This window comes from Actinomyces oris, from assembly GCF_006546825.1.
Classification (GTDB): domain Bacteria; phylum Actinomycetota; class Actinomycetes; order Actinomycetales; family Actinomycetaceae; genus Actinomyces; species Actinomyces oris.
The window spans coordinates 345,372-369,993 of record NZ_VICC01000006.1 but is presented as its reverse complement, the minus strand read 5'-3'; the positions used below and the strand labels follow the sequence as shown (position 1 = coordinate 369,993).

Genomic DNA, 24,622 nt, shown 5'->3' with positions numbered 1-24,622 from the left:
GGTACGGCCCGCCTGGGCGATCTGACTCAGACGCTGGGACGGATCGCCCGAGCGGCGGACCGCGCCCGATCTCGGGCGACCTGCACGTCGTCGGCGTAGGCCACGACAACGCCCAGGCGCCGCCCCGGGTGGGCCTCAGGCTTACCGAAGAGCCGCAGATCCACCCCCTCCTGAGCGAGGGCCTCGTCAAGACCCGCGAAGCGCACACCCTCACCCGGCGCGGACTCTCCCGTCGCCTTGATGGTCACCGAGGCGCCGGGGGAGCGCAGCGTGGTGTCCACGGGCAGGCCCAGCAGGGCGCGGGCGTGCAGCTCGAACTCGCTCAGGCGCTGGCTCGCCAGTGTCACCAGGCCGGTGTCATGGGGGCGCGGGGAGACCTCGGAGAAGAGAACCTCCTCCCCGCAGATGAACAGCTCCACCCCGAACAGGCCCCAGCCGCCCAGCGCCGCGGTCACGCGCTCGGCCACCTGCTGGGCCCGTTCCAGGGCCACCGGGCTCAGGGGCTGCGGCTGCCAGGACTCCACATAGTCCCCATCGACCTGCCGGTGCCCGATCGGCTCGCAGAAGCTCGTCACCGTCTCCCCGGTGCCGGGATGACGCCAGCGCACCGTGAGCAGCGTGATCTCGGTATCGAAACGCACGAAGCCCTCCACGATGACCCGGCCTCGGTCCACGCGTCCGTCGGCCGCCGCGTAACGCCAGGCCGCCTCCAGGTCCTGCGGCCCGCGCACCACAGACTGGCCGTGCCCCGATGAGGACATGACCGGTTTGACCACACACGGAAAGCCCACTTGCTGAGCACCTGCGCGCAGCTCGTCCAAGGACGAGGCGAAGGCGTAGGGACTGGTTGCCAGCCCCAAGTCCTCAGCCGCCAGGCGTCGGATGCCCTCACGATTCATCGTCAGCTGCACCGCGCGGGCCGTCGGTACCACCCGCACCTCGCCGGCCTCCTCCAGGGCCGCCAGGGCGTCGGTGGCCAGCGCCTCGATCTCCGGGATCACGACGGCGGCACCGCTGGCGCGGATGGCGGCCGTCAGCGCTTCGGGGTCGCTCATGTCCACCGTCATGGCGTTGTGCGCCACCTGCTGGGCCGGAGCCCCCTCATAGCGGTCGATCGCCGTGACCTCAACCCCCAGGCGGGTCAGAGCGATTGCCACCTCCTTGCCGATCTCACCGGCGCCCAGCAGCGCCACCTTCGTTGCGCTGTTGGTCCAGGGCGTACCCAGCACTGGGGCGGTGGGCCGACGCATCGGCGTCTCCTGGGGCATGCACTGGCATGAGGGAGCCTGGTCGGACATGGGGGAGGGGCTCATGGGGCCTCCTGGCATCTGGCGCCGAGAACCGGCGGCCGTGAGTGCTGGCAACAAGGAAACGCTACCGGTAATCCGCCGTCGGCGATGGGTGGACCGAGCTGGGCATGCGATGCTTGGTGCATGCATGACGAGCGCCGCCCTCAGTCCTCCTCCGGCAAGCGCCAGCGGCTTCAGGACACGGTTCCCATTGAGATCCCCGCCCTCGATGAGGCGACTCCTCCGGTTCCCCCGGCGGAACGCCCTGAGATGATTATTGTCACGGGTATGTCCGGGGCGGGGCGCTCGCGCGCGGCCAACGCGCTGGAGGACCTCGACTGGTACGTCGTGGACAACCTGCCGCCCCAGCTGCTGCCGGCTCTGTCGGGAATGATGACGACGGTCGGCGCCGGTGTGCACCGGCTGGCCGCGGTGGTCGATGTGCGCAGTCGCGAGTTCTTCTCCCACTTCATGGACTATCTGCGCAAGGTCCGCAACAACGGCACCGACGTGAGGCTCATCTTCCTGGATGCCTCCGACGCCGTGCTGGTCAGACGCTTTGAGTCCTCTCGCCGACCCCACCCGTTGCAGGGCAGTGGCTCCGTCCTGGACGGGATTGAGCACGAGCGCACTCTCCTGGGGGGTTTGCGGGGCGTGGCCGACAGCGTCATCGACACCTCCAACTACTCCGTCCACGACCTCGCCCGGCGGGTGCGCGAGCTTGTGGCGCACGAGTCCGACCTGGCCCTGCGTATCAACGTCATGTCCTTCGGGTTCAAGTACGGCATTCCCCTGGACGCCGACCACGTCCTGGACGTGCGCTTCATCCCCAACCCCTACTGGGTCTCCGAGCTGCGCCACCTCACCGGGCGCGACGCACCTGTGGCTGACTACGTCTTCGCGCAGAAAGGGGCGGCGGCCTTCGTCGACGGCTACGCCGACCTGCTCATCCCCGCGCTCCCGCAGTACGTCGATGAGCTCAAGCCCCACGTCACCCTGGCTGTGGGCTGTACTGGCGGCAAGCATCGCTCCGTGGCCTCGGCGGAGCGGCTCGGGGCCAGGTTGAGGCGCGGGGGCTTCGAGGTCGTTGTCCAGCACCGCGATCTGGGACGGGAGTAGGCAGTGGGAACCACGATCGATGCGGCGGGCTGGCCCCGTCGTGGTGAGGAGGGGCCGGCCGTCGTCGCCCTGGGAGGCGGGCACGGACTGTCCGCCACGCTGCGGGCGCTGCGCCACGTCACCCACCGGCTTACCGCCGTCGTCACCGTCGCCGACGACGGAGGCTCCTCGGGACGCCTGCGCCGAGAGTTCGACTGTCTGCCGCCAGGAGACCTGAGAATGGCGCTGGCATCGCTCTGCGAGGACTCCGAGTGGGGCCTGACCTGGCGAGACGTGCTCCAGCACCGCTTCGAGGGGCAGGGCGAGCTCGACAATCATGCCCTGGGGAACCTGCTCATCCTGGCGCTGTGGCAGCTGCTGGGGGACGAGGTCGCCGGGCTCGACTGGGTGGGGCGCCTGCTGACGATCCACGGCCGCGTCGTTCCTATGTCCTCCTCACCCCTGGTCATTGAGGCCGACATCGTCTCCGGGGGGAGTCGACGCCGGGTCAGTGGTCAGGTGGCAGTGGCCTCGGCCCGCGGACGTCTGGAGAACGTGGGGATGGTTCCTCAGGACGCCGAGGCCCACCCCGAGGCGCTGCGCGCCATCGATGAGGCCGAATGGGTGGTCCTGGGGCCCGGCTCCTGGTACACCTCGGTGCTCCCGCACCTCATCCTGCCGTCCATGCGCCGCGCGCTGGTGAACACCTCGGCCCGCAAGGTCGTGGTCCTCAACCTCTCCGCTCAGCAGGGCGAGACCGACGGGATGACCAGTGCCGATCATCTTCGGGTCCTGAGCCAGTACGCGCCCGACCTGCGCCTGGACGTGGTGCTGGCCGACCCCTCCACCGTTGAGGACGTCGAGGATCTTGCAGAGGTGGCCGCCGCCATGGGGGCCACCGTCGTCCTGCGCCAGGTGCGCACTGGCGAGGCCCTGTGCCACCACGATCCGCTTCGCCTGGCAGCCGCCTTCCGGGACGCCTTCGAGGGGGCTCTGGGGGACGTCACCGATCTCAGTAGACGTGATGACATGTGATGCTGGACTCATTGAAGAGTCCCGCTGTGCATGATCGTTCATAATTCTCGGCGGCCGCTTCCAGCCGGCTGCCGGGTGCTGCGGCTAAAAATTCTCCATTGATACGCCTCGGGCGCCGTATGACATCGCCCTGACGTCTTGAGTCGCTTCGCCCGCGCATGTTCGAGCTGCGCCTCGCCAGCACCCCCCGGGACGCCCTGGCAACGGCCGCAGCGTCAACCATGTTTGCCAGTCCCGAATCACGAACCCCGACCACGAGGAGCCCGCCCATGTCGCTGACGGTCACCGTCAAGGATGAGCTCGCGCTCGTCGCTACTGAGAACGCCGCCCAACGACGGGCGGAGGTCTCCGCGATGCTGCGCTTCGCCGGAGGGCTCCATATCGTCTCCGGGCGCATCGTCGTCGAGGCCGAGCTCGATCACGGCGGAGCGGTGCGGCGCCTGCACCAGCACCTCAAGGAGCTCTACGGGATGGAGCCCGAGGTCATGGTGGTTCAGGGCGGTTCCCTGCACCGAGGGTCCCGCTACGTGCTGCGAGTGACCAAGCGCGGCAAGGACCTGGCCCGGCTGTCCGGGCTGGTCGACGACCGGGGCCGGCCGGTGCGGGGCATGCCGGTGTCCGTTATTCAAGGAGGGCGCAACGCCGCCGCTGCCGCCTGGCGTGGAGCCTTCCTGGCCCGCGGATCCCTGACCGAGCCCGGCCGGTCCTCCTCCTTGGAGGTCACCTGTCCCGGCTCCGAGGCCGCACTGGCCCTGGTCGGGGCCGCGCGGCGCTTCGACATCTCCGCCAAGGCCCGAGAGGTGCGCGGGGCCGACCGCGTCGTCGTTCGCGACGGTGAGGCCATCGGTGTTCTCCTGGAGCGGATGGGGGCGCCGGAGGCCTTCAAGGTGTGGGCCGAGCGCCGATCTCGGCGCGAGTCCCGGGGGACCGCCAACCGCCTGGCCAACTTCGACGACGCCAACCTGCGCCGTTCGGCCCGCGCCGCCGTCGCCTCGGGTGCCCGCGTCGAGCGAGCCTTCGAGATCCTGGGGGACGATGTCCCCGCCCACCTGCTTCAGGCCGGTCGCCTGCGCATCGCGCACAAGCAGGCATCCCTGGAGGAGCTTGGGCAGCTCTCCGACCCACAGCTGACCAAGGACGCCGTCGCTGGACGTATCCGCCGCCTCCTGGCCATGGCGGACAAGCAGGCCCACGAGCTGGGCATCCCCGACACGGAGTCGGTTCTCACCCAGGAGATGCTCGAGCCCTGAGGTGAGATGGGACCTCGGTCCTTGCCTTTGGGGCGCCTGATGGTCTTTGGTCCCCTCGGTTTGGCTTGTGCATCACAGTGTTCGCCCGTGGCGTGGTCGGCGACTCCCAGCGCCTGCCCAGTGTGACTAGACTCGGCCGTACCGGAGCTGAATCGGATGTGAGCTGAAGAGGAGGTTCCGGAGCACACGCCATGTGTGAAAAGAGCCCCAGCAACCGTGCGCCGCCAACCGGCGCACTAGGAGGACACAAAGTGACCACCCGCGTTGGTATTAACGGCTTCGGCCGGATCGGCCGCAACTTCTTCCGTGCCGCCCTCGAGCAGGGCGCCGACATCGAGGTTGTCGCCGTCAACGACCTGACGGACAACAAGACCCTGGCCCACCTGCTCAAGTACGACTCGATCCTCGGTCGTTTCGACGGCGAGGTCTCCTACGACGAGGATGGCATCACCGTCAACGGCAAGCACATCAAGGTGCTCGCTCAGCGCAACCCCGCCGACCTGCCCTGGGGCGACCTGGGCGTCGAGGTCGTCGTGGAGTCCACCGGCTTCTTCACCGACGGCGAGAAGGCCAAGGCCCACCTCGACGGTGGCGCCAAGAAGGTCGTCATCTCCGCTCCCGCCAAGAACGTCGACGGCACCTTTGTCATGGGTGTCAACGAGGGCGACTACGACAACGCCACGATGAACATCGTGTCCAACGCCTCGTGCACCACCAACTGCCTCGCCCCCCTGGCCAAGGTTCTCCACGAGAACTTCGGCATCGAGCGCGGCATCATGACCACCATCCACTCCTACACGGGTGACCAGCGCGTCCTCGACGCCCCGCACAGCGACCTGCGCCGTGCTCGCGCCGCCGCGCTGAACATGATCCCCACCAAGACCGGTGCCGCCCAGGCCGTGGCCCTCGTCCTGCCCGCCCTCAAGGGCAAGTTCGACGGTCTGGCCGTGCGCGTCCCCACCCCGACCGGCTCGCTGACCGACCTGACCTTCATCGCCGAGAAGGAGGTCTCCGTCGAGGCCGTCAAGGCCGCCGTCAAGGCCGCCGCCGAGGGTGAGCTCAAGGGCGTTCTCGAGTACACCGAGGACCCGATCGTCTCCACCGACATCGTGGGCAACCCGCACACCTCGATCTTCGACGCCACCGAGACCAAGGTCATCGGCAACCTCGTCAAGGTCCTCTCCTGGTACGACAACGAGTGGGGCTACTCCAACGCCCTGGTCCGCCTGACCTCCCTGGTCGGCTCCAAGCTCGCCTGAGACCAGACCGAGAGCATGACTCTCTAGAAGACGGCGCCCGCGCCACGCTATGCGTGCGCGGGCGCCGTCCGTCCCACACCCACACCATCACCCACAACCGATGAGAGGCTTTATGAAGACCATCGAGTCCCTGGGCGACCTCAAGGGCAAGCGAGTCCTGGTCCGCTCCGACTTCAACGTGCCGCTGGACGCCGACAAGAACATCACCGACGACGGCCGCATCCAGGCCGCTCTGCCCACCCTGCGCACCCTGCTCGACGCCGGCGCCAAGGTAATCATCACCGCCCACCTGGGGCGCCCCAAGGGGCAGGTCAACCCCGACTACTCCCTGGCCCCTGTGGCCAAGCGCCTCGCCGAGGTCACCGGTGTCAAGGTGACCCTCGCCGAGGACACCGTGGGCGAGTCCGCCAAGGCCGCCGTCGCCGCAGCTGGTGACGGTGAGATCGTCCTGCTGGAGAACGTGCGCTTCAACGCCGCCGAGACCTCCAAGGACGACGCCGAGCGCGAGGCCTTCGCCGCCGAGCTCGCCGCCCTGGCTGACGTCTTCGTCTCCGACGGCTTCGGCGTCGTGCACCGCAAGCAGGCCTCCGTCTACGACGTCGCCAAGCTGCTTCCCTCCGCCGCCGGCCTGCTCGTCGTCAAGGAGATCGAGTCCCTGGGGCGCGCCGTCAACGACCCCGAGCGCCCCTACACCGTGGTGCTCGGCGGCTCCAAGGTCTCCGACAAGCTCGGCGTCATCTCCAACCTGCTGAGCAAGGCCGACCGTCTCCTCATCGGCGGCGGCATGGCCTACACCTTCCTGGCCGCCCAGGGCTACGAGGTGGGTACCTCCCTGCTGGAGAAGGACCAGATCGACACCGTCAAGGGCTACCTGGAGACCGCCAAGGCCAACGGCGTCGAGCTGCTGCTGCCCGTCGACACCGTCGTGGCCCCGACCTTCGCCGCGGACGCCCCCGCCACCGTGGTACCCGCTGACGCCCTGCCCGCCGACCAGATGGGCCTGGACATCGGCCCTGAGACGCGAAAGCTCTTCGCCGAGGCCATCGCCACCTCCAAGACCGTGGTGTGGAACGGCCCCATGGGTGTCTTCGAGTTCCCGGCCTTCGCCGAGGGCACCAAGGCCGTGGCCAAGGCGATCTCCGAGTCTGATGCCTTCTCCGTCATCGGCGGTGGCGACTCCGCCGCGGCCGTGCGCACGCTCGGCTTCGACGAGGCCACGTTCTCCCACATCTCCACCGGCGGTGGCGCCTCCCTCGAGCTCCTCGAGGGCAAGACCCTGCCCGGTATCGCCGTGCTCAACGACTGAAGGAAGGCAACCCAGATGAGTAACCGCACCCCGCTCATGGCGGGCAACTGGAAGATGAACCTCGACCACCTCGAGGCCAACCACCTCGTCCAGGGCCTGGCCATGGAACTCAAGGACCACGACCACGACTACACCAAGTGCGAGGTCCTCGTGATCCCGCCCTTCACGGACATCCGCACCGTGCAGACCGTCGTCGAGGCCGACTCCCTGGACATCAAGTACGGCGCCCAGGACGTCTCCATCCACGACAACGGCGCCTACACCGGCGAGATCTCCACCGAGATGCTCACCAAGCTCGGTGTCAGCTACGTCGTCATGGGCCACTCCGAGCGCCGCGAGTACCACGGCGAGTCCGACGCCCTCGTGGGCGCCAAGGCCCGCAAGGTGCTCGACGCCGGCATGACCCCCATCCTGTGCTGCGGTGAGGCCCTGGAGATCCGCAAGGCCGGCACCCACGTCGACTTCGTCCTGGGGCAGATCCGCGCCGCCCTGGAGGGATGGAGCGGCGAGGACGTCGCCAAGATCGTCATCGCCTACGAGCCCATCTGGGCCATCGGCACCGGCGAGACCGCCACCGCCGAGGACGCCCAGGAGGTGTGCGGAGCGATCCGCGAGGCCCTGCGCGCCGACTACGGTGACGCTACGGCCGACGCCACCCGCATCCTCTACGGCGGCTCCGCCAAGCCCGGCAACATCAAGGAGCTCATGACCCAGCCCGACGTCGACGGCGCACTCGTCGGCGGAGCCTCCCTCAAGGCGGACTCCTTCGCCGCCATGGCCGGCTTCTACGCCTGAGCGAGCCGAGCCGCGGCGGAGGAACTGAGCGATCACTTCTCCGCAGCGTCTCACTGCTCGCTGACAGGGTCCCGGACACCTCACACCCCGAGGTGTCCGGGACCCTGTGCGTTGCAGGTAGACTGCCACGCGGACAGGTGGGGGCGCGGACCCTGTCGGGAGTCGCGCCGGACCTGCCGGAGCGTGAGGCCCCCGCAGCAAGACGGAACCAACAACGAAGGGAACGTGACGTGAACGTAGTGCGTATCGTCCTTCAGGTGCTGCTCGTCCTCTCGAGCTTCTTCCTCATCATGTCGATCCTCCTGCACAAGGGCAAGGGCGGCGGTCTGTCGGACATGTTCGGCGGCGGTATCTCCTCCTCCGCAGGGTCCTCCGGCGTGGCCGAGCGCAACCTCGACCGCATCACGGTGGCGGTGGCCATCATCTGGACGATCACGATCGTCGGGCTCGGCCTGGTCGCCAAGCTCGGCTGAGCCTCGGCGGACTCCGACGAGCACTGCGCACACGACGGAACCGACCGTCGACACCACCCCCGATCCACGTGGCGACGTCCTGGACCGGGGGCTGCGTGGTTACCTCGCCCACCTGCGTGTTGAGCGTGGGCTGAGCCCTCACACCCTGAGCGCCTACGAGCGCGACCTCGGCCGCTACCTGCGTTACCTGAGGAGCGCCGGCATCTCGGCGCCGCAGGAGGTCAGCCGCAATGACGTGGCCGGCTTCCTCGAGGTCCTGCGCACCGGTTCCGACGGCGCCCGCCCGCTGGCGTCGTCCTCGGCATCCAGAACCGTCACCGCGGTGCGCGGCTGGCACAAGTTCCTCCTGGCCGAGGGCACCACCTCCGAGGATCCCTCGGCCACTGTGCGCCCGCCTCAGCCCGGAAGACGCCTGCCCAAGGCCTTAGGGATTGACGAGGTCCGCCGCCTTCTGGAGGCCGCAGGAGTCGACGACTCCCCGGTGAGCCTGCGTGACCGGGCGCTGCTGGAGGTCCTCTACGCCACTGGAGCCCGCATCTCCGAGGCGGTGGGGCTCGTCGTCGATGACCTTGACACCGACTCCCGGCTGCTGAGGCTGTTCGGCAAGGGACGTAAGGAACGCGTGGTTCCCATGGGGACCTACGCCTGGGAGGCGCTGGACGCCTACCTGGTGCGAGGCAGACCGGTCCTGGCCGAGAAGGGCAGGGGAGTACCGCAGGTCTTCCTCAACACCCTGGGCAGGCCCCTGAGTCGGCAGAGCGCCTGGGCCGTCCTGCAGCAGGCCGCTGAACGGGCCGGGCTCATCGGGGCGGATGGCGCCGATGAGCGGCGCATTTCCCCCCACACTCTGCGCCACTCCTTCGCCACGCACTTGCTGGCGGGAGGGGCGGACGTGCGTGTCGTCCAGGAGATGCTCGGGCACGCCTCGGTCACCACCACCCAGATTTACACGAAGGTCACCGTCGACCACCTGCGGGAGGTCTACGCCACCAGCCACCCTCGGGCTCTGGCCTGATCGCCGAGCCCCTCGTCGCAGACCGTGCCACCGGTCCCCGGTGGGGGAAGCCTGAGTGCGCACCGGGTCGTGCCTGAAAGCAGGCTCCTGTCAGGGCTGTTCTCTGGCGTGTCCCGTCTGAACTGGGCGATGACGGTCGGCTTTCGACTAGGCTGGGCGATGTGAATGACTCCATCCAGCCAGGCCTGATCGACAACCCCGGCACCGACGAGAACGAGGAGAAGGACTTCCCCGTTCCCGCGCCGCTGGAGTCGCACGGACCCGCTCGGGTCATTTCCATGTGCAACCAGAAGGGCGGCGTCGGAAAGACCACGACGACGATCAACCTCGGCGCGGCACTGGCCGAGCTGGGGCGCAAGGTCCTCATCGTCGACTTCGACCCCCAGGGAGCGGCCTCTGCCGGCCTGGGCATCAACGCCCACGAGCTCGACTCCACCATCTACGACCTGCTCGTCGCCAGCCGTCCGGACATCCGCACGGTCATCCACGAGACCACGGTGGAGGGACTGGACATCGTCCCGGCCAACATCGACCTGTCCGCCGCCGAGGTCCAGCTCGTCAACGAGGTCGCCCGCGAACAGGCCCTCAAGCGGGTGCTGCGACCGGTTCTCGACGAGTACGACGTGATCCTCGTGGACTGCCAGCCCTCGCTCGGACTGCTGACCATCAACGCCCTGACCGCCTCCCACGGCGTCATCATCCCCCTGGAGACCGAGTTCTTCGCCCTGCGCGGGGTGGCGCTCCTGGTGGAGACCGTCGAGCGCGTCAAGGACCGCCTCAACGCCACCCTGGAGATCGACGGCATCCTTGCCACCATGGTGGACTCCCGCACCCTGCACTCACGAGAAGTGCTCGAGCGCCTGGAGCAGGCCTTCGGCGAGCAGCTCTTCGACACGCGCATCCGGCGCACGATCAAGTTCCCGGACGCCTCTGTGGCCAATGAGCCGATCACCAGCTACGCGCCCTCCCACCCCGGCGCGGACGCCTACCGCCGGCTGGCCCGCGAGGTCATCGCCCGCGGCGATGTCGCCTGAGTCGGAGGACCAGGGGCCGCCCCGGCTGCCCGGATTCAGCGTCACGCTGCCCCAGTTCGAAGGCCCCTTCGACCTGCTACTGAGCCTCATCGCCCGCAAGCGGCTCGACGTCACCGAGCTGGCACTGGCCGAGGTGACCGACGACTTCATCGCCCACATGCGCTCGGACTGGGACCTGGGGCGCGCATCGGAGTTCATCGTCGTGGCCTCCACCCTCCTGGCGCTCAAGGCCCACCGCCTTCTGCCCCATGACGAGGACGAGGAAGAGCCCGACCTCGAGCTGCTCGAGGCCCGTGACCTGCTCTTCGCCCGGCTCCTGCAGTACCGGGCCTTCAAGGAGGCCGCAGCGGCCTTCCGCCACCGGGCGGAGACCTCCGCACGCAGCTACCCCCGCATCGTCGCCCTGGAACCGCACCTGGCGGCGCTGCTTCCCAAGCTCGTGGCCACCATCACCCCAGAAGAGCTGAATCGGCTGGCGGTCGGCGCCTTCACCCGGCCCACGGATCCGGGCGTCCAGACAGTTCACCTGCACGAGCGGGTACCGGTCGGTGAGCAGCTGAGCCTCATCGCCAGCAGGCTGCGCAGTCACGGAACCCTGACCTTCGCCCAGATCATTGAGGACGCCGAGCGCACCGCCGTCGTGGTGGCCCGCTTCCTGGCGCTGCTTATTCTCCACCGGCAGGGCAGTGCCGAGCTGGACCAGACCGAGGCCATGGGCGAGATCACCGTGACCTGGTGCGGCGGCCAGGACGACCTGACCGGCATGATGACCTCTGAGAACCTCACTGAGCTCGAGGAGGAATTCGCATGAGCGAAGCCGCCGGGTCTCGGCTGCGCAGTGCCGCTGAAGCCATCCTCATCGTCGCCGATGAACCGGTGATCACCTCTGCAATCGCCGAGGCCCTCGGCATTGAGGAGAGCATCTGTGAGGAGCTGCTCGAGGACCTGGCCGCCGAGTACCGGGGAGAGGCACCCGGCAGTCGTGCTCACGGATTCCTCCTGCGACGTGCGGCAGGCGGGTGGCGCTTCGCCTCCGTACCCGAGCACGCCGACCTCGTCGAGCAGTTCATCATTGGCGGCGCCACCGCGCGCCTGAGCCAGGCCGCGCTGGAGACCCTGGCCGTCGTCGCCTACCGGCAGCCGGTCACCCGCGGGCGTGTTGCACAGATCCGCGGGGTCAATGTCGACGGCGTCATGCGCACCCTGCACGCCCGCGGCCTCATCGAGGAGGCCGGTGCCGAGACCTCCGGTGCGATCCTGTACCGGACCACGGGAGACTTCCTGGAGTACCTGGGAATCGACTCCCTGGACGAGCTGCCACCCCTGGCTCCCTACCTCCCCCGCGTCGAGGCACTGGGGGAGATCGTCGAACAGGCCGATGAGATGGCCGGTAGGAGGACCCCATGACCCCGAGGAACCGCCACACCCGAACCGAGTCCGTGCCCCACAGCGACTTCGGGGCCCAGGAGTTCTACGACGAGGATGACCTCGAGGAGCTGGACGAGCAGGCCGACGCCGGCGACCTGGCCGCCTTCGATGCCGAGGCCATCGACGAGGACGAGGAGGCTCGTCTGCTCCAGATGCGTGAGCGTGCCACCAAGGGCGGCCAGGACGACCCGCACGTCGCCTCCGGACAACGGCTGCAGAAGGTCCTGGCCCACGCAGGGGTTGCCTCGCGCCGCGCCTGCGAGCAGCTCATCGCCGACGGCCGCGTCAGCGTCGACGGTATCTCCGTCACCGAGGCAGGCGTCAGGGTGGACCCGCTGACCCAGGAGATCCGCGTTGACGGCAGCCGAATCCTCACCAACCCCGAGTTCATCACCCTCATGCTCCACAAGCCGGCAGGGGTCGTCACCACCATGGAGGACCCTGAGGGCCGCCCCACCGTGGCCCAGTATGGACGCGACTACCTGGCCGAGCACCCCGAGCTGCCCGACTCGCTGCGCCTGGTGCATGTCGGGCGCCTCGACACTGAGACCGAGGGGCTGCTCCTGCTGTCCAACGACGGCGAGCTCTCCCACCGGCTCATGCACCCCAGTTTTGAGATCGCGAAGACTTATGTCGCCATCGTTGAGGGACAGGTTGAGCCCTGGGTCCCGCGTAAGCTGCGGCGCGGCATCGAGCTGGAGGACGGTGAGGCCAAGGCGGACCGAGTGACCGTCAAGGATTCCGGGCCGCGCGGTTCCATCGTTGAGATCAACCTCCACTCCGGCAAGAACCGCATCGTGCGGCGTATGCTGGACGCCGTCGGCCACCCTGTGACGCGTCTGGCGCGCACCCGGCTCGGACCGCTGCGGCTGGGCAACCTGCGCCCCGGCCAGACCCGCCCCCTCAGCGGCCAGGAGATCGCCGCACTGCAGCAGGAGGTCGGGCTGTGAGCGCCCCCGAGCCGCGGGCGTCAGTGTCCACGCGCGGCCCGGTGCTCATCGTCGGCACGGGGCTGCTGGGAACCTCACTCGCCCTGGCGCTGCGGGCGGCGGGTGTCGAGGTCCTGCTCTCCGACACCTCGCCCACCTCCCTGGCCCTGGCCCGAGACATGGGAGCAGGATCGCTTCATGACGAGGACAGCCCTGAGCCGCAGATCGTCGTCGTGGCCACGCCCCCCGACGTCACCGCCGACGTCGTCGTCGCGCAGCTGAGCGCCCACCCCAGTGCTGTGGTCACTGACGTCGCCTCCGTCAAGGAACGGGTCGTCGCCGAGGTCCGGGCCCGGGCGGGAGACGAGGCCCGCAGGTACGTCGGCTCCCACCCGATGGCCGGCCGGGAGCGCTCGGGCGCCGGCGCCGCCGACTGCGACCTCTTCGCCGGGCGCCCCTGGGTGGTGGTCGGCCAGGACGCCGATCCACAGGCGGAGCTGGTCATCAGGAACCTGGCGGTCGATGTGGGCGCCACCCCGGTGCGCATGGGTGCGGCGGAGCATGACGCTGCCGTCGCTGCCGTCTCCCATATGCCCCAGCTTGTCTCCTCACTCGTGGCCGCCCGCCTGGAAGAGCTGGGGGAGGGGGCCCTGGCTCTGTCGGGGCAGGGGCTTCGTGACGTCACCAGGATCGCGGCCTCGGATCCCAGGTTGTGGTCGGCCATCATCGTGGGCAACGCCGGGCCCGTGGTCGACCTGCTGCGCCGAATCCGTGATGACCTAGGCGTACTGATCACAGGGATCGAAGCGGCCGCCTGCGATTCGGACAGTCCGGAGCACACAGCTCCGGGAGCGGCACGTGTGGTCGCTTCCGGGGCCGTCGGCGCGGTCACCGATGTCATGACACGGGGAAACCTCGGTCGGGAACGCATCCCCGGAAAGCACGGCGGGGCGCCGCGCCGCTACACCGAGGTCCAGGTGCTGGTGCCCGACGCCGCCGGCGAGCTGGGCAGGCTCTTCTCGGACGTCGGAGCCGCCGGCGTCAACATTGAGGACTTCTCCCTGGAGCACTCGGCCGGGCAGAGCGCGGGCATCGCCCTCATCTCCGTCCTTCCTGCGGCCGCCCAACGGCTGGAGGAGGCGCTGGACGCCCAGGGCTGGCGCGTCGTCGCGGGCTGAAGCCGGTTCAATCCGTCACCGAGGTCCGCCTGTGTCAGTACTCATGGGGACCTGATCCGCGGTACCGCGCCGGAGTGTGGGACGCTTGGCCCAGTTCATGACCGTCAATCGGACCCTGATGGAGGGCACCATGGGAATCGTCGTTGCGATCGACGGACCAAGCGGATCGGGCAAGTCCACCGTCTCGAGGCGCGTCGCCGCCGAGCTGGGACTGGCCTACCTGGACACCGGTGCCATGTACCGGGCCGCCGCCTGGTGGTGCGAGCACGAGGGGATCGACCTGGAGGACGGGGCCGCCGTCGCCGAGGCCGTCGCTGCGATGCCCCTGCACATGGGGCTGGATCCCGAGCACCCGACCTTCACCGTGGACGGCACAGACGTATCGACCGCGATCCGCGACCCGCACATCGCCACTGTCGTCTCGAAGGTCGCCACCAACCTCGAGGTGCGCGCCGAGCTGGCGCGCCGCCAGCGCGAGATCATCCGCTTCGAGGCGACCGGGCAGGCCGGGTCCTTCTCCGAGGGCGCCGGCATCGTGGCCGAGGGACGTGACATCACCACCGTCATCGCGCCCGACGCCGACGCCCGCCTGCTGGTGACCGCATCGGAGGAGGCCCGCCTGGCCCGCCGCGCCGGGGACCTGGAGGCCGCCGGCAAGCAGGTCGACGCCGACGCCCTGCGCGACCAGGTGGTGCGCCGCGACCGCGACGACGCCACGGTCTCCCAGTTCCTCACCGCACCCGAGGGCGTCACCCTGGTGGACACCTCCGAGCTGACCCTGGAGCAGTCCGTCGAACGGGTCCTGGACCTGGTGGAGGAGGCCGCCGACGCCGCCGCCCAGCGGGACGCCGAGGAGGACCTGCGGGCCCAGGCCATGCGGGCGGGCCTGGCCGACTACGAGCTCGATGAGGAGGACCTCGCCCTCCTGGAGGCCGACGGCGGCCTGCCCACCGGTGACAGCATCGAGCCCGGGCTGCCGGTCCTGGCCGTCGTCGGCCGGCCCAACGTGGGCAAGTCGACACTCGTCAACCGGGTCCTGGGCCGCCGCGAGGCCGTCGTCCAGGACACCCCCGGTGTCACCCGCGACCGGGTCTCCTACCCGGCGGAGTGGGCAGGGCGCCGCTTCACCATCGTCGACACCGGCGGCTGGGAGGTGGACGTGGCCGGTCTCGACGCCGCCGTGGCCACCCAGGCCGAGATCGCCGTGGAGATGGCCGACGCCGTCCTGCTGGTCGTCGACGCCCAGGTCGGCATCACCGAGACCGATGCCCGCGTGGTGCGGATGCTGCGCCGCAGCGGCAAGCCGGTGGTGCTGGCCGCCAACAAGGTCGACTCCCCGGCCCAGGAGGGGGACGCCGCCACCCTGTGGAACCTGGGGCTGGGCGAGCCCTTCCCGGTCTCGGCGCTGCACGGCCGGGGCAGTGGCGAGGTCCTCGACGCCGTCATGGAGGTCCTCCCGGAGGTCTCCGCCGTGGCCACCGCAGCGCCGGAGGGGGACCTGCATCGCATCGCCCTCGTGGGGCGTCCTAACGTCGGCAAGTCCTCTCTGCTGAACTCCATCGCGGGCCAGGAGCGCGTCGTCGTCAACGAGACCGCCGGCACGACCCGTGACCCGGTCGATGAGATCATCGAGCTCGACGGGCGCCAGTGGGTCTTCGTCGATACCGCGGGGATCCGTCGGCGCGTCAAGCAGTCACGGGGCGCGGACTATTACGCGGTGCTGCGCACGCAGGGCGCCATTGACAAGGCCGAGGTCGCCGTCGTCCTCCTGGACGCCTCCGAGCCCATCAGCGAGCAGGACGTGCGCGTCGTCCAGCAGGCCGTCGACGCCGGCCGCGCCCTGGTCCTGGTCAACAACAAGTGGGATCTGGTGGACGAGGAGCGCCAGAAGATGCTCCTGTGGGAGGTTGAGCACGACCTGGCCCACGTCTCCTGGGCGCCCCACATCAACCTGGCCGCCCGGACCGGCTGGCACACCAACCGGCTCGTGCGCGCCCTCGACGCCGCCCTGGAAGGCTGGACCACGCGCGTGCCCACAGGGCGCCTCAACGGGTTCCTGGGCCAGCTGCAGTCGGCCACCCCGCACCCGGTGCGTGGCGGCAAGCAGCCCCGCATCCTCTTCGCCACCCAGGTGCAGGTGGCCCCGCCCCGGATCGTCATCTTCACCACCGGCTTCCTCGACGCCGGCTACCGGCGCTTCATCGAGCGCCGCCTGCGTGAGGAATTCGGATTCACCGGCACCCCCATCCAGATCGGGGTGCGCGTGCGCGAGAAGCGCCAGCGGCGCTGAGCCCGGAAGGGATCAGCTGTCGGAACCGGCCTGCTCCTTGGCCCACGCGGCAACACGGGCGGAGCTCTCCTCCTCGGACAGGTCCTCGACCCGGGTCATGATCGACCACCGCACGCCGAAGGGATCGCGGATGGAGGCGAACCTGTCCCCGGACACGAAGGTGTCGGGCGGTTCCAGCAAGGTCGCACCGGCGGCAGTGGCCCGCTCAACGGCGGCGTCGACATCCGGGCAGTACAGGCGGATCGAGTAGCAGACCGGCTCATCCGACGGAGTCGCAACCAGACCGGACAAGGCTGAGGGCTCACCGATCTGGAGCCTCCTGTGACCGAAGTCGAGCTCCGCGTGGACGACCGTCCCCTCCATCTCCACACTGTCCACGATGCGCGCCCCGAAGATGTCGCGATAGAACCGAAGCGCCCGGTCGGCGCCGTCAACCGCCAGAAACGGTGTGATGCTGGTGAAGCCGTGCGGAGTCCCATCAATCGTGTACTGACCAGTGACCCCGGATACGTTGCGTGTACTCATGCCAACGACTGTAGGAACGATGGAGGTACCTTCGCTTGAAGATCTGCGACAGCTCCGGAAAGGTGAGGAGCCGTGCCCGAGACGACCGCTGATCGACGGGGGATCCTCTATCCCTCCAGGCTTCCGACTTTTCACCGCCAGCCTGTCCCCGAGGCACTGGCCGACCGCGTCCGCTGGATCTGGATTCCTCGCTGGGACCTGCCTGCAGGGCAACGGGACCGCCAGGAGGTGCTCCCGTTCCCCGCCTGCAACCTCGTTGTCGAGCCCGATGGCATTGCTCTGCACGGCCCGATGACGAGCATCTCCTATCGTGAACTGGAAGGCCGAGGATGGGCCGTCGGGGCCCTTCTCAGGCCTGCGGCAGCGGGTGCGCTGTGCTCCCCGTCCCTGATCCGTAACTCCCATCGGCCGCTCGAGGACCCTGACCTGAGCGCTGCGGTTGCCGACGCCATGGCCGATACCAACACGACGAGGGGTGGACAACGTGCCGCCAGTGCGCTGGCAGACTGGGTGGCGCAGCACACCGGGCCGCCACAGGTGATGGCGCTCATCGCCAACAAGATGGAGGACGTCGTCGCCTCCGACAGAAGCGTCCTGCGCGTCGATCAGTTGGCGAGACACCTCGATCTTTCTATCCGAAGTCTCCAACGCCTCTGTGAGAAGTACATCGGCCTGCCCCCACTCGCAGTGATCCGACGCTACCGGCTCCAAGAGGCGGCACAGCGGCTCCGGGAGGATTCGTCCGTCACCGTTGCGCAGGTGGCCGCCGAGCTCGACTACGCGGACCACGCCCACCTGACCGCCGACTTCCGACGCGTCCTGGGGCTCTCACCGAGCCAGTACCGGCAGCAGACCATCAGCGATCGTCAGTATCTCAGTGACCGGTAAGTGACCGGTAGTGGTCTCGAGCCTCGGGCTGCACCGCTCGATCAATAGTTCAGGGAGCGGAAGCTCCACCATGCCGTCAGGGTGCTCAGAGTCATCAGCACACTCAGTGTCAGCAGTGCGCAGGAGACCTGCACCCAGCGCGTCGTGCGGTGCCGTCGCATCTGGACCAGCGCCCACATATCGGCTGCAGCCAGCAGGAGGGTCACAACTCCCAGCAACAGGATGGCCGGGTTCTTGTCCACAACCTCGCGGGTCTGACCCAAGCAGCTCACGTCTTCCGGGGGACACGCGGGGAGCTCGTAGGTGTTCTGCCAGCTGGTCGTTGCGATGACGCCTACTGCCAGTGACACAAGCACAACAACCGTTCCGAGGCAGGTGAGTGTCAGAGGCAGCCACCCGCCTGTTCTCTGGAGGTCGGCTGAAGAAGGTTCCATCGCCTCATCGTACGGGGCAGCCTTGAGGATCCCGCGCCGGCGCGTCAAGAACCATCAGGACGCCGCGAGCGTGAGAACGGTTGGCACCGGACAGTGGCGCGTGGCCGCAACACCCATAGACTGTAGCCATGCTGAATCCGGTTGACCCCACCACCACGCCCGCCTGGAAGCGCCTCACCGAGCTCCACGACACCATGACCCCGGACCTGCGCGCCTGGTTCGCCGATGATCCCGAGCGCGCCGAGCGCTTCTCCTACGAGCTGGGAGACCTCTACGTCGACCTGTCCAAGAACCTGCTGACCGACGACGTCCGCGACGCCCTGGTCGAGCTCGCCGAGCAGGTGGACGTCCCGGGCCGCCGCGACGCCATGTACGCCGGCGAGCACATCAACATCACCGAGGACCGTGCCGTTCTCCACACGGCCCTGCGCCGCCCGGCCGCCGACTCCCTGACCGTGGACGGCCAGGACGTCGTCGCCGACGTTCACGAGGTCCTGGAGAAGATCTACGCCTTCGCCCGACGCGTGCGCTCGGGGGAGTGGACCGGCATCACCGGCAAGCCCATCAAGACGGTCGTCAATATTGGCATTGGTGGCTCCGACCTCGGCCCCGTCATGGTCTATGAGGCCCTCAAGCCCTACGTGCAGAAGGGCCTTGAGTGCCGCTTCATCTCCAACATCGACCCCACCGACTGTGCCGAGAAGGTCGCGGACCTCGACCCGGAGACGACCCTGTTCATCATCGCCTCCAAGACCTTCACCACCCTGGAGACCCTCACCAACGCCCGCATGGCCCGCGACTGGTTCCTGGCCGCCCTCCAGGCCAAGGGCATTGAGACCGACGGCGCCATCGCCAAGCACTTCGTGGCCGTCTCCACCGCCCTGGACAAGGTCGCCGAGTTCGGCATCGACCCGGCCAACGCCTTCGGCTTCTGGAACTGGGTGGGTGGACGCTACTCGGTGGACTCTGCCGTCGGTACGGTCCTAGCCGTGGCCATCGGCCCGGAGAACTTCGCCGACTTCCTCTCCGGCTTCCACACCGTTGACGAGCACTTCGCCACCAAGGCCCCGGCCGAGAACGTCCCCATGCTCATGGGCCTGCTCAACGTCTGGTACGTCAACTTCTTCAAGGCCGGCTCCCACGCCATCCTGCCCTACGCCCAGTACCTGCACCGCTTCCCCGCCTACCTCCAGCAGCTCACCATGGAGTCCAACGGCAAGTCCGTGCGCTGGGACGGCAGCCCCGTGACCACCGAGACCGGCGAGGTCTTCTGGGGCGAGCCGGGAACCAACGGCCAGCACGCCTTCTACCAGCTCATCCACCAGGGCACCCAGCTCATCCCCGCGGACTTCATCGCCGTGGCCAATCCCGCGCACCCCACCAAGGACGGGGGAGTGGACGTCCACGAGCTGTTCCTGTCCAACTACCTGGCCCAGACTGCGGCGCTCGCCTTCGGCAAGACCGCCGATGAGGTGCGTGCCGAGGGCACCGCCGAGGAGATCGTCCCGGCCCGCGTCTTCGCCGGCAACAAGCCGACCACCTCGATCCTCGCCCCGGCGCTGACGCCTGCGGTCGTCGGAGAGCTCATCGCCCTCTACGAGCACATCACCTTCACCCAGGGCATCGTGTGGGGCATCGACTCCTTCGACCAGTGGGGGGTGGAGCTGGGCAAGAAGCTGGCCCTCGAGATCGCCCCCGCCGTCCAGGGCGACGAGGAGGCCCTCGCAGGGCAGGACGCCTCCACCCGGGGCCTCATCACCCGCTACCGCAGCCTGCGCCGCTAGCCCGGCCAGACCAGCCGAATACTCTGTCTGATATCCCGTTGAGGAGGACATCGTGAAGGAAATCAACGTCGATGAGCTGCGGCGTCGGCTCGAGGCGGGGGAGGACCTGGTGGTCCTTGACGTGCGTGAGCCCGATGAGGTGGCGCGCACGGCGATCCCCGGTTCAGTCAACATCCCGCTGGGTGAGGTGGCCGACCGGATGGGAGAGCTCGATGTGTCTCGCCCCACTGCGGTCATCTGTGCCGGCGGAGTGCGCTCCGCCAAGGCGGTCACGGCTCTGACCGCGGCCGGCTACACCGGCGAGCTGCTCAACGTCAGCGGCGGCATGAAGGCCTGGTTGGGTCAGTAACCCGGCGGGCAACCAACCCATCGGGACGGCCTCGGACTGACCGGTTCGGGGCCGTCCCGCGTATCTCAGCCTTGTCTTCGAGAGCGCCTGAGCAGCTCCTCGACTGTACGCAGGACACCGTCCTCGGTGTTGGCGGGCGCCGTGTACGCCGCTGCGGCATGGATGCCGGGGTGGGCATTGCGCATGGCGAAGCCCAGGTCCGCGTGGTCGTAGAGATCCAGGTCGTTGAGGTAGTCCCCGAAGACGGCAGTCTGCTCCGGGAGGACCCCGAGCCTGGCCTGAAGCGCCGCCAGGGCCCGCCCCTTGGAAACCTGTGCCGACATCATGTCCGTCCAGTGCAACCCGGAGACGACGGTCTGCACGTGCGGAACCGCAGCGGTCAGCGCCTGAGAACTGCCGTTCTCAACGTCGTCGAAGTCGAAGACCGCGACCTTGAGCACCTCATCCAGGGCGATGGCGGTCAGGTCCTCGACGATCTCCAGCGCCTCGTAGTACAACCCGGTCTGTTCCAGGAAGGCCGCATCCGAGCGCTCGATGTAGGCGCAGTGCTTGCAGGCCACAACCGCGCCGACGTCGTACCCGGAGTCGACCAGGTGGCGGGTGGTGGTGATGGCGGCCTCGGCGTCCTGGGCGCTGATGGTGTCGGAGTGGATCTCCTCACCGCCGTGAACGACGAAGGAACCGTTCTCTGCGATCAGTGGTGAGTCCTCGACGGCGGAGCCCAGGACCGCACGCAGGTTCGCCAGTTGCCTGCCCGAGGCAGGAGCGAAGACGATGCCGGCGGCTCGCATGTCTTCGACTGCCTCCAGCAGCCCGGCGGGAACACGCCCCTGACCATCAAGGAGAGTTCCGTCCATGTCGGTGACGACAAGACGGAGATCGATCTGCGAGGGCAACGCTGCGAGGAGCTCGGGTTCCAGGGGAAGGTGCTTCACGGCGTCATCCTCTCAAGGATGACGCGTCCATGTCAGCACGGCGTGAGGCGCGCACAAGACGGGCGCCTGCCGGCCCACACCGATCAGTGGACCAACAGGCGCCCGTCAGAGGAACGGCTCGCGCTCTGAGAGCCTTCAGCTCAGTCAGCTGGCCTGGCGGCGACGCATGACGAGGACGGCGCCGGTGCCCAGCAGGCCGGCGGCGGCGACGGCGACGGCAATGCTCGGACCAGTGGTGGCCAGGGCGGGCTTCGTCGGGGTGGTGCGAGGAGCCGCAACGACAGGAGTCGCGGACGGCTTGGCCGGGGAACCGGTGGTCGTGACGGTCTCAGTGGTCACCGTGGTGGCCGGAGCGGAGGCCGTCGGAGCAGCAGGGGTGGACTCCGTCGTGGGAGGAACAACCGGGGCCGGAGCAGTCGTCTCGGTGGACGGCGTCGACGATGTGGTCTCCGGGGTCGGCTCCGTGGCCGGGGTGTCCGCCGGCGGGTTGTCGTTCGTCTTCGGCGGGGTGTTGCTCTTCGTCGTCGTGGTGGTGGTGTTGGTGGTCGTCGTGGTCGACGGGGTCAGCGTCGAGTTGCTGACGTTGTAGGCGGCGAAGTTCTGGGTGGCGTACCACCTGCCGTCCGAGGTCTGGGCGAAACCGATGCCGATGGAGTTGACGTCCGGGTCGGTCATGTTCTTGTAGTGGCCGGGGGAGTTGAGCCACTGGTCGAAGATCAGCGCGCCGGTGTCGCCACCCGCGGTACGCCAGGCCACGTTCTCGGAGCCGGTGGTCCAGCCCTTGGGGTAGACCGACGTGAAGTCGGGACGGTGGCTCATGTTGTTGGCGGCGGCCTGCTGCTCGGACCAGTCCTGTGCGACGGCGTCGAGCTCCTGGTACCGGGTCACGGGCTGACGGCCCAGGCTGCTGCGCAGCTCGTTGACCTTGTTCAGGACGGTGTCGGCGTACTGGGCCCCCTCCGAGGTCACCTGGGCGGGAACAGCGGCGGCGGCTGCAGGTGCGCCCTGAGGGGCGGCCGGAGCGGCCAGTGCGGCCGAGGAGGCGGTCAGCGGCACGACGGTGAGCGCAGCTGCGGCGATGACGCGCTTGATGTTCATGTGTCGTTCTCTCTGATCGGGAATATGAGAACACAGTCTGATTTGCACAATCGACGATGAGTCGACGCGCAGGATGCTGTGAGACACCCTTGATGTCGGTGTTCACTCAACCACAGTCGCGTCGGCCATGCATGTTATTCGGTTGTGACTTTTCTGACCGAATTCGTCGCGCGGCTGAATCATGTGACCGACCGCAAGGGGTAGTTCTTTCGTCTTGAGATACCAATGAAAACTGGCCGCAGGCGGCGGGCAGGCTGGGTGATCGCCGTCATTGCAACGTTGACTAGATCGTGATTAAAGGTCGGTAAATTGCTATCGGGCTCATCGGCTTAAATTAGCCTAATGGTTGTTATGTGGGATGCAAATGTGGCTTGTGTTGATAAGGGTGGCATCGGAAGAATGTGAACGTCTGCTGCCGAAGTGCTGTCAACAAAATAGTCCGCACTCCTTTGAAAGAGTGCGGACCTTTGTTCTGGTCGGGCTGGCGGGATTTGAACCCACGACCCCTTGACCCCCAGTCAAGTGCGCTACCAAACTGCGCCACAGCCCGTTGACTCGCGGCTTCGGGCCGCTTGCAACGAGCAGAACTTTAACCCATGGGGCGGCTCGTTCCGAAATCTGCTGGCGGTGAGGCCGCTCACCCCGGCGCGTCAGACGCGGTCATCCTGATGGCGTCCGCCTCCCATGAGGGCGTCGAGCTGACGACGCTCCTTCTTCGTGGGCCGTCCTGCCCCGCGATCTCGGATGACAGCTGCCGGTGCATCCAGGGGCGACGGGCGAGCGGGAGAGGAGTCGATGTACGCGGTGCGGGCGATGGGGGCACCCACCCGCTTGGTGAGGATTCGAGTGACGGTCAGTAGCCGGTCGAAGCCATCGACCCGGTAGCGGACCTCGTCCCCCACCGAGACGTGCTGGGCGGGCTTGGCGGTCTCTCCGTTGATGCGTACATGCCCCGCCTTGCAGGCGCTCGTCGCCGCCGAACGGGACTTGATCTGCCGCACGCTCCACAGCCAGACGTCGATACGAGCCGACGTCGGTGCACTTGGCGCGTTGTTGCCGCTGGAGGCGGAACGGGGGTGAGCTGCCATGGCGGCATCCTAAGCAGACGGCTCATTGGCGGGACATGGAACGACGCCGACGCCGTGAGACTGCGCGCCCTCGGCGTCTCCCTCGAAGGATGAGTCCCCAGCCCAGAACCAGGGCGCCGAGTGCTGCCAGTGCGGCGTATCGGGGACTGTGCCACACCATGGAGCCGACCTCCTTCGCGCTACGCGCGGCGCGTTCCGGGAGGGATGCGGTCCCGTCCCCACCGGCGAGACAGCTGTTCAAGGTGGTGCTCAGCGCCGCCTTGTCGGCCTGAGGCAGGCCAAGCCGGTAGGTGGCTGCCACTGAGACGAAGCGACGTGCGTAGGTGCAGCGGTAGGAGGAGTTGGCCGGCCACCAGCCGCCCGGTCCGGTGGGCCGCCAGCTGCCGGTCTCGGTGGAACCAACGGGACAGCTCGCCGGCCCGCAGGCGCCCTTGGCCTGATTGGCCTCGCCTTCAACGGCGACGAGATTCAGCGGGTCGTTGGCCACCAGCAGTCGGGTGCGCTCATCCCACTGCCAGGCTCCGTGGGCGTAGAGGTAGTTCAGCGGCACCACATGGTCGATCTGGACAGCCGCCGAGCTCTCCTGACCGCGTGTGAAGGTGACCCTTCTGCCGGTGTAGGGATCCTGAAGGACGCCCGCCCAGACGGTGGCGTCCGGGCACACGCCCGCACCCCGGCCACGTCCCTCCTCCCGGGACTGAAGGCCGTCGGCGCGCGAAAAGTCGGCATCCTCCAGGTCCCGGGCCAGGATCTCGTTACGAGTGTCACAACCGTCACCGTCGACGTCGGTCCATGCCTCACCGAACCAGCCGGTTCGGGAACCTCCCTCGGCCCAGGAATGGGCGGCCGGAGCGTCCTCGGGCAGCTCCGAAAGCACCTCAAGAGATGCCTTCAGGGACAGGATGAAGTCTCCTCTCCGGTCCCAGGGCGCCTCATGGAGGGCGGCGAGCTCGGTGGCTGCGGACTTCTGGGAGGGCTCCGGCGAGGCATCATCGGCATGGACGGGAAGAGCTGCTGTCATCCCCGACGCACTGAGCGCGCCGAGCACTGTGAGGCGCGCCAGGAGCCGGCCGGAAGCGTTCATGGGACAACGGTAGCCTCACCCGACGACACGAATCCTCGAACTCGTCGGACCGCAGCAC

24 protein-coding genes and 1 tRNA gene are annotated in these 24,622 nt (G+C 68.3%); 17 read left to right on the top strand and 8 right to left on the bottom strand.

The window, feature by feature from the left end; translation table 11 throughout:
• Positions 1-26: 26 nt before the first annotated feature.
• Positions 27-1,313 (bottom strand): formate-dependent phosphoribosylglycinamide formyltransferase, encoded by a 1,287-nt coding sequence (gene purT / locus FK267_RS09040; protein WP_075379267.1) that lies wholly within the window; start codon positions 1,311-1,313, stop codon positions 27-29.
• 120 nt (positions 1,314-1,433) lie between these two features.
• On the opposite strand from purT, the gene rapZ reads away from it, so the two are divergent.
• The 14 genes from rapZ (at position 1,434) to der (ending at position 16,379) form a co-directional block, all read left to right on the top strand.
• Positions 1,434-2,408, top strand: coding sequence for an RNase adapter RapZ (gene rapZ, locus FK267_RS09035; protein WP_060957942.1), 975 nt, complete (start codon positions 1,434-1,436; stop codon positions 2,406-2,408).
• 3 nt (positions 2,409-2,411) lie between these two features.
• Positions 2,412-3,422: a gluconeogenesis factor YvcK family protein gene (locus FK267_RS09030; protein ID WP_075379266.1), complete on the top strand. Its 1,011-nt coding sequence runs from the start codon at positions 2,412-2,414 to the stop codon at positions 3,420-3,422.
• Between the two features lie 269 nt (positions 3,423-3,691).
• Positions 3,692-4,672: a DNA-binding protein WhiA gene (gene whiA / locus FK267_RS09025; protein WP_004564945.1), complete on the top strand. Its 981-nt coding sequence runs from the start codon at positions 3,692-3,694 to the stop codon at positions 4,670-4,672.
• A 251-nt stretch (positions 4,673-4,923) separates the two neighbouring features.
• A complete protein-coding gene (gap, locus tag FK267_RS09020; protein ID WP_004564944.1) occupies positions 4,924-5,931 on the top strand; it encodes a type I glyceraldehyde-3-phosphate dehydrogenase in 1,008 nt (335 codons plus the stop codon).
• A 112-nt stretch (positions 5,932-6,043) separates the two neighbouring features.
• The gene (locus FK267_RS09015) at positions 6,044-7,237 is read left to right on the top strand and encodes a phosphoglycerate kinase (protein ID WP_010615172.1); all 1,194 of its coding nucleotides are present in this window, start codon (positions 6,044-6,046) and stop codon (positions 7,235-7,237) included.
• A gap of 15 nt (positions 7,238-7,252) precedes the next feature.
• The gene (tpiA, locus tag FK267_RS09010; RefSeq protein ID WP_075379265.1) at positions 7,253-8,032 is read left to right on the top strand and encodes a triose-phosphate isomerase; all 780 of its coding nucleotides are present in this window, start codon (positions 7,253-7,255) and stop codon (positions 8,030-8,032) included.
• A 230-nt stretch (positions 8,033-8,262) separates the two neighbouring features.
• Complete coding sequence (secG, locus tag FK267_RS09005; RefSeq protein ID WP_009406441.1) at positions 8,263-8,505, top strand: preprotein translocase subunit SecG; 243 nt, start codon at positions 8,263-8,265, stop codon at positions 8,503-8,505.
• 91 nt (positions 8,506-8,596) lie between these two features.
• Positions 8,597-9,520, top strand: a complete 924-nt coding sequence (gene xerD, locus FK267_RS09000; protein WP_075379264.1) for a site-specific tyrosine recombinase XerD — start codon at positions 8,597-8,599, stop codon at positions 9,518-9,520.
• A 161-nt stretch (positions 9,521-9,681) separates the two neighbouring features.
• Positions 9,682-10,554, top strand: a complete 873-nt coding sequence (locus tag FK267_RS08995) for a ParA family protein (protein WP_075379263.1) — start codon at positions 9,682-9,684, stop codon at positions 10,552-10,554.
• A complete protein-coding gene (locus tag FK267_RS08990) occupies positions 10,544-11,365 on the top strand; it encodes a segregation and condensation protein A (protein WP_141406975.1) in 822 nt (273 codons plus the stop codon). The genes FK267_RS08995 and FK267_RS08990 overlap by 11 nt, the downstream gene beginning before the upstream one ends.
• Positions 11,362-11,961, top strand: coding sequence for an SMC-Scp complex subunit ScpB (scpB, locus tag FK267_RS08985; protein WP_075379261.1), 600 nt, complete (start codon positions 11,362-11,364; stop codon positions 11,959-11,961). The genes FK267_RS08990 and scpB overlap by 4 nt, the downstream gene beginning before the upstream one ends.
• Positions 11,958-12,932, top strand: a complete 975-nt coding sequence (locus FK267_RS08980) for a pseudouridine synthase (RefSeq protein WP_141406974.1) — start codon at positions 11,958-11,960, stop codon at positions 12,930-12,932. The genes scpB and FK267_RS08980 overlap by 4 nt, the downstream gene beginning before the upstream one ends.
• A complete protein-coding gene (locus FK267_RS08975; RefSeq protein ID WP_075379259.1) occupies positions 12,929-14,089 on the top strand; it encodes a prephenate dehydrogenase in 1,161 nt (386 codons plus the stop codon). The genes FK267_RS08980 and FK267_RS08975 overlap by 4 nt, the downstream gene beginning before the upstream one ends.
• A 130-nt stretch (positions 14,090-14,219) precedes the next feature.
• Complete coding sequence (der, locus tag FK267_RS08970) at positions 14,220-16,379, top strand: bifunctional cytidylate kinase/GTPase Der (RefSeq protein WP_075379352.1); 2,160 nt, start codon at positions 14,220-14,222, stop codon at positions 16,377-16,379.
• Between the two features lie 12 nt (positions 16,380-16,391).
• Here the strand turns inward: der and FK267_RS08965 are convergent, their stop codons facing one another.
• A complete protein-coding gene (locus FK267_RS08965; protein ID WP_075379258.1) occupies positions 16,392-16,904 on the bottom strand; it encodes a VOC family protein in 513 nt (170 codons plus the stop codon).
• 72 nt (positions 16,905-16,976) lie between these two features.
• Here FK267_RS08965 and FK267_RS08960 point away from each other — a divergent pair, with 72 nt between their 5' ends.
• Positions 16,977-17,792 carry a helix-turn-helix domain-containing protein gene (locus FK267_RS08960; RefSeq protein ID WP_075379257.1) on the top strand — a complete coding sequence of 272 codons (816 nt, stop codon included), beginning with the start codon at positions 16,977-16,979 and terminating at the stop codon, positions 17,790-17,792.
• Between the two features lie 41 nt (positions 17,793-17,833).
• Here FK267_RS08960 and FK267_RS08955 read toward each other — a convergent pair whose 3' ends face one another.
• Positions 17,834-18,055 (bottom strand): hypothetical protein, encoded by a 222-nt coding sequence (locus FK267_RS08955; protein WP_232622587.1) that lies wholly within the window; start codon positions 18,053-18,055, stop codon positions 17,834-17,836.
• Between the two features lie 299 nt (positions 18,056-18,354).
• Between FK267_RS08955 and pgi the strand changes: the two genes are divergently transcribed.
• Together pgi and FK267_RS08945 are read left to right on the top strand one after the other, a co-directional pair.
• Positions 18,355-20,010, top strand: coding sequence for a glucose-6-phosphate isomerase (gene pgi, locus FK267_RS08950; RefSeq protein ID WP_075379255.1), 1,656 nt, complete (start codon positions 18,355-18,357; stop codon positions 20,008-20,010).
• Positions 20,011-20,062: 52 nt separating this feature from the next.
• On the top strand, positions 20,063-20,359 hold the full coding sequence (locus tag FK267_RS08945; protein ID WP_232622586.1) for a rhodanese-like domain-containing protein: 297 nt from the start codon (positions 20,063-20,065) through the stop codon (positions 20,357-20,359).
• Between the two features lie 65 nt (positions 20,360-20,424).
• On the opposite strand, the gene FK267_RS08940 is transcribed toward FK267_RS08945, so the two are convergent.
• The 5 genes from FK267_RS08940 to FK267_RS08920 all read right to left on the bottom strand — a co-directional run bounded on the left by FK267_RS08940 (position 20,425) and on the right by FK267_RS08920 (position 24,564).
• Positions 20,425-21,294 carry an HAD family hydrolase gene (locus FK267_RS08940; RefSeq protein WP_141406972.1) on the bottom strand — a complete coding sequence of 290 codons (870 nt, stop codon included), beginning with the start codon at positions 21,292-21,294 and terminating at the stop codon, positions 20,425-20,427.
• Positions 21,295-21,438: 144 nt separating this feature from the next.
• Entirely contained in the window at positions 21,439-22,392 is a 954-nt protein-coding gene (locus FK267_RS08935) for a CAP domain-containing protein (RefSeq protein ID WP_141406971.1), read from the bottom strand.
• 473 nt (positions 22,393-22,865) lie between these two features.
• Positions 22,866-22,942: transfer RNA gene (locus tag FK267_RS08930), tRNA-Pro, on the bottom strand.
• Between the two features lie 100 nt (positions 22,943-23,042).
• Entirely contained in the window at positions 23,043-23,480 is a 438-nt protein-coding gene (locus tag FK267_RS08925) for an RNA-binding S4 domain-containing protein (RefSeq protein WP_141406970.1), read from the bottom strand.
• Between the two features lie 22 nt (positions 23,481-23,502).
• The gene (locus tag FK267_RS08920; RefSeq protein WP_141406969.1) at positions 23,503-24,564 is read right to left on the bottom strand and encodes an HNH endonuclease family protein; all 1,062 of its coding nucleotides are present in this window, start codon (positions 24,562-24,564) and stop codon (positions 23,503-23,505) included.
• Positions 24,565-24,622: the final 58 nt, after the last annotated feature.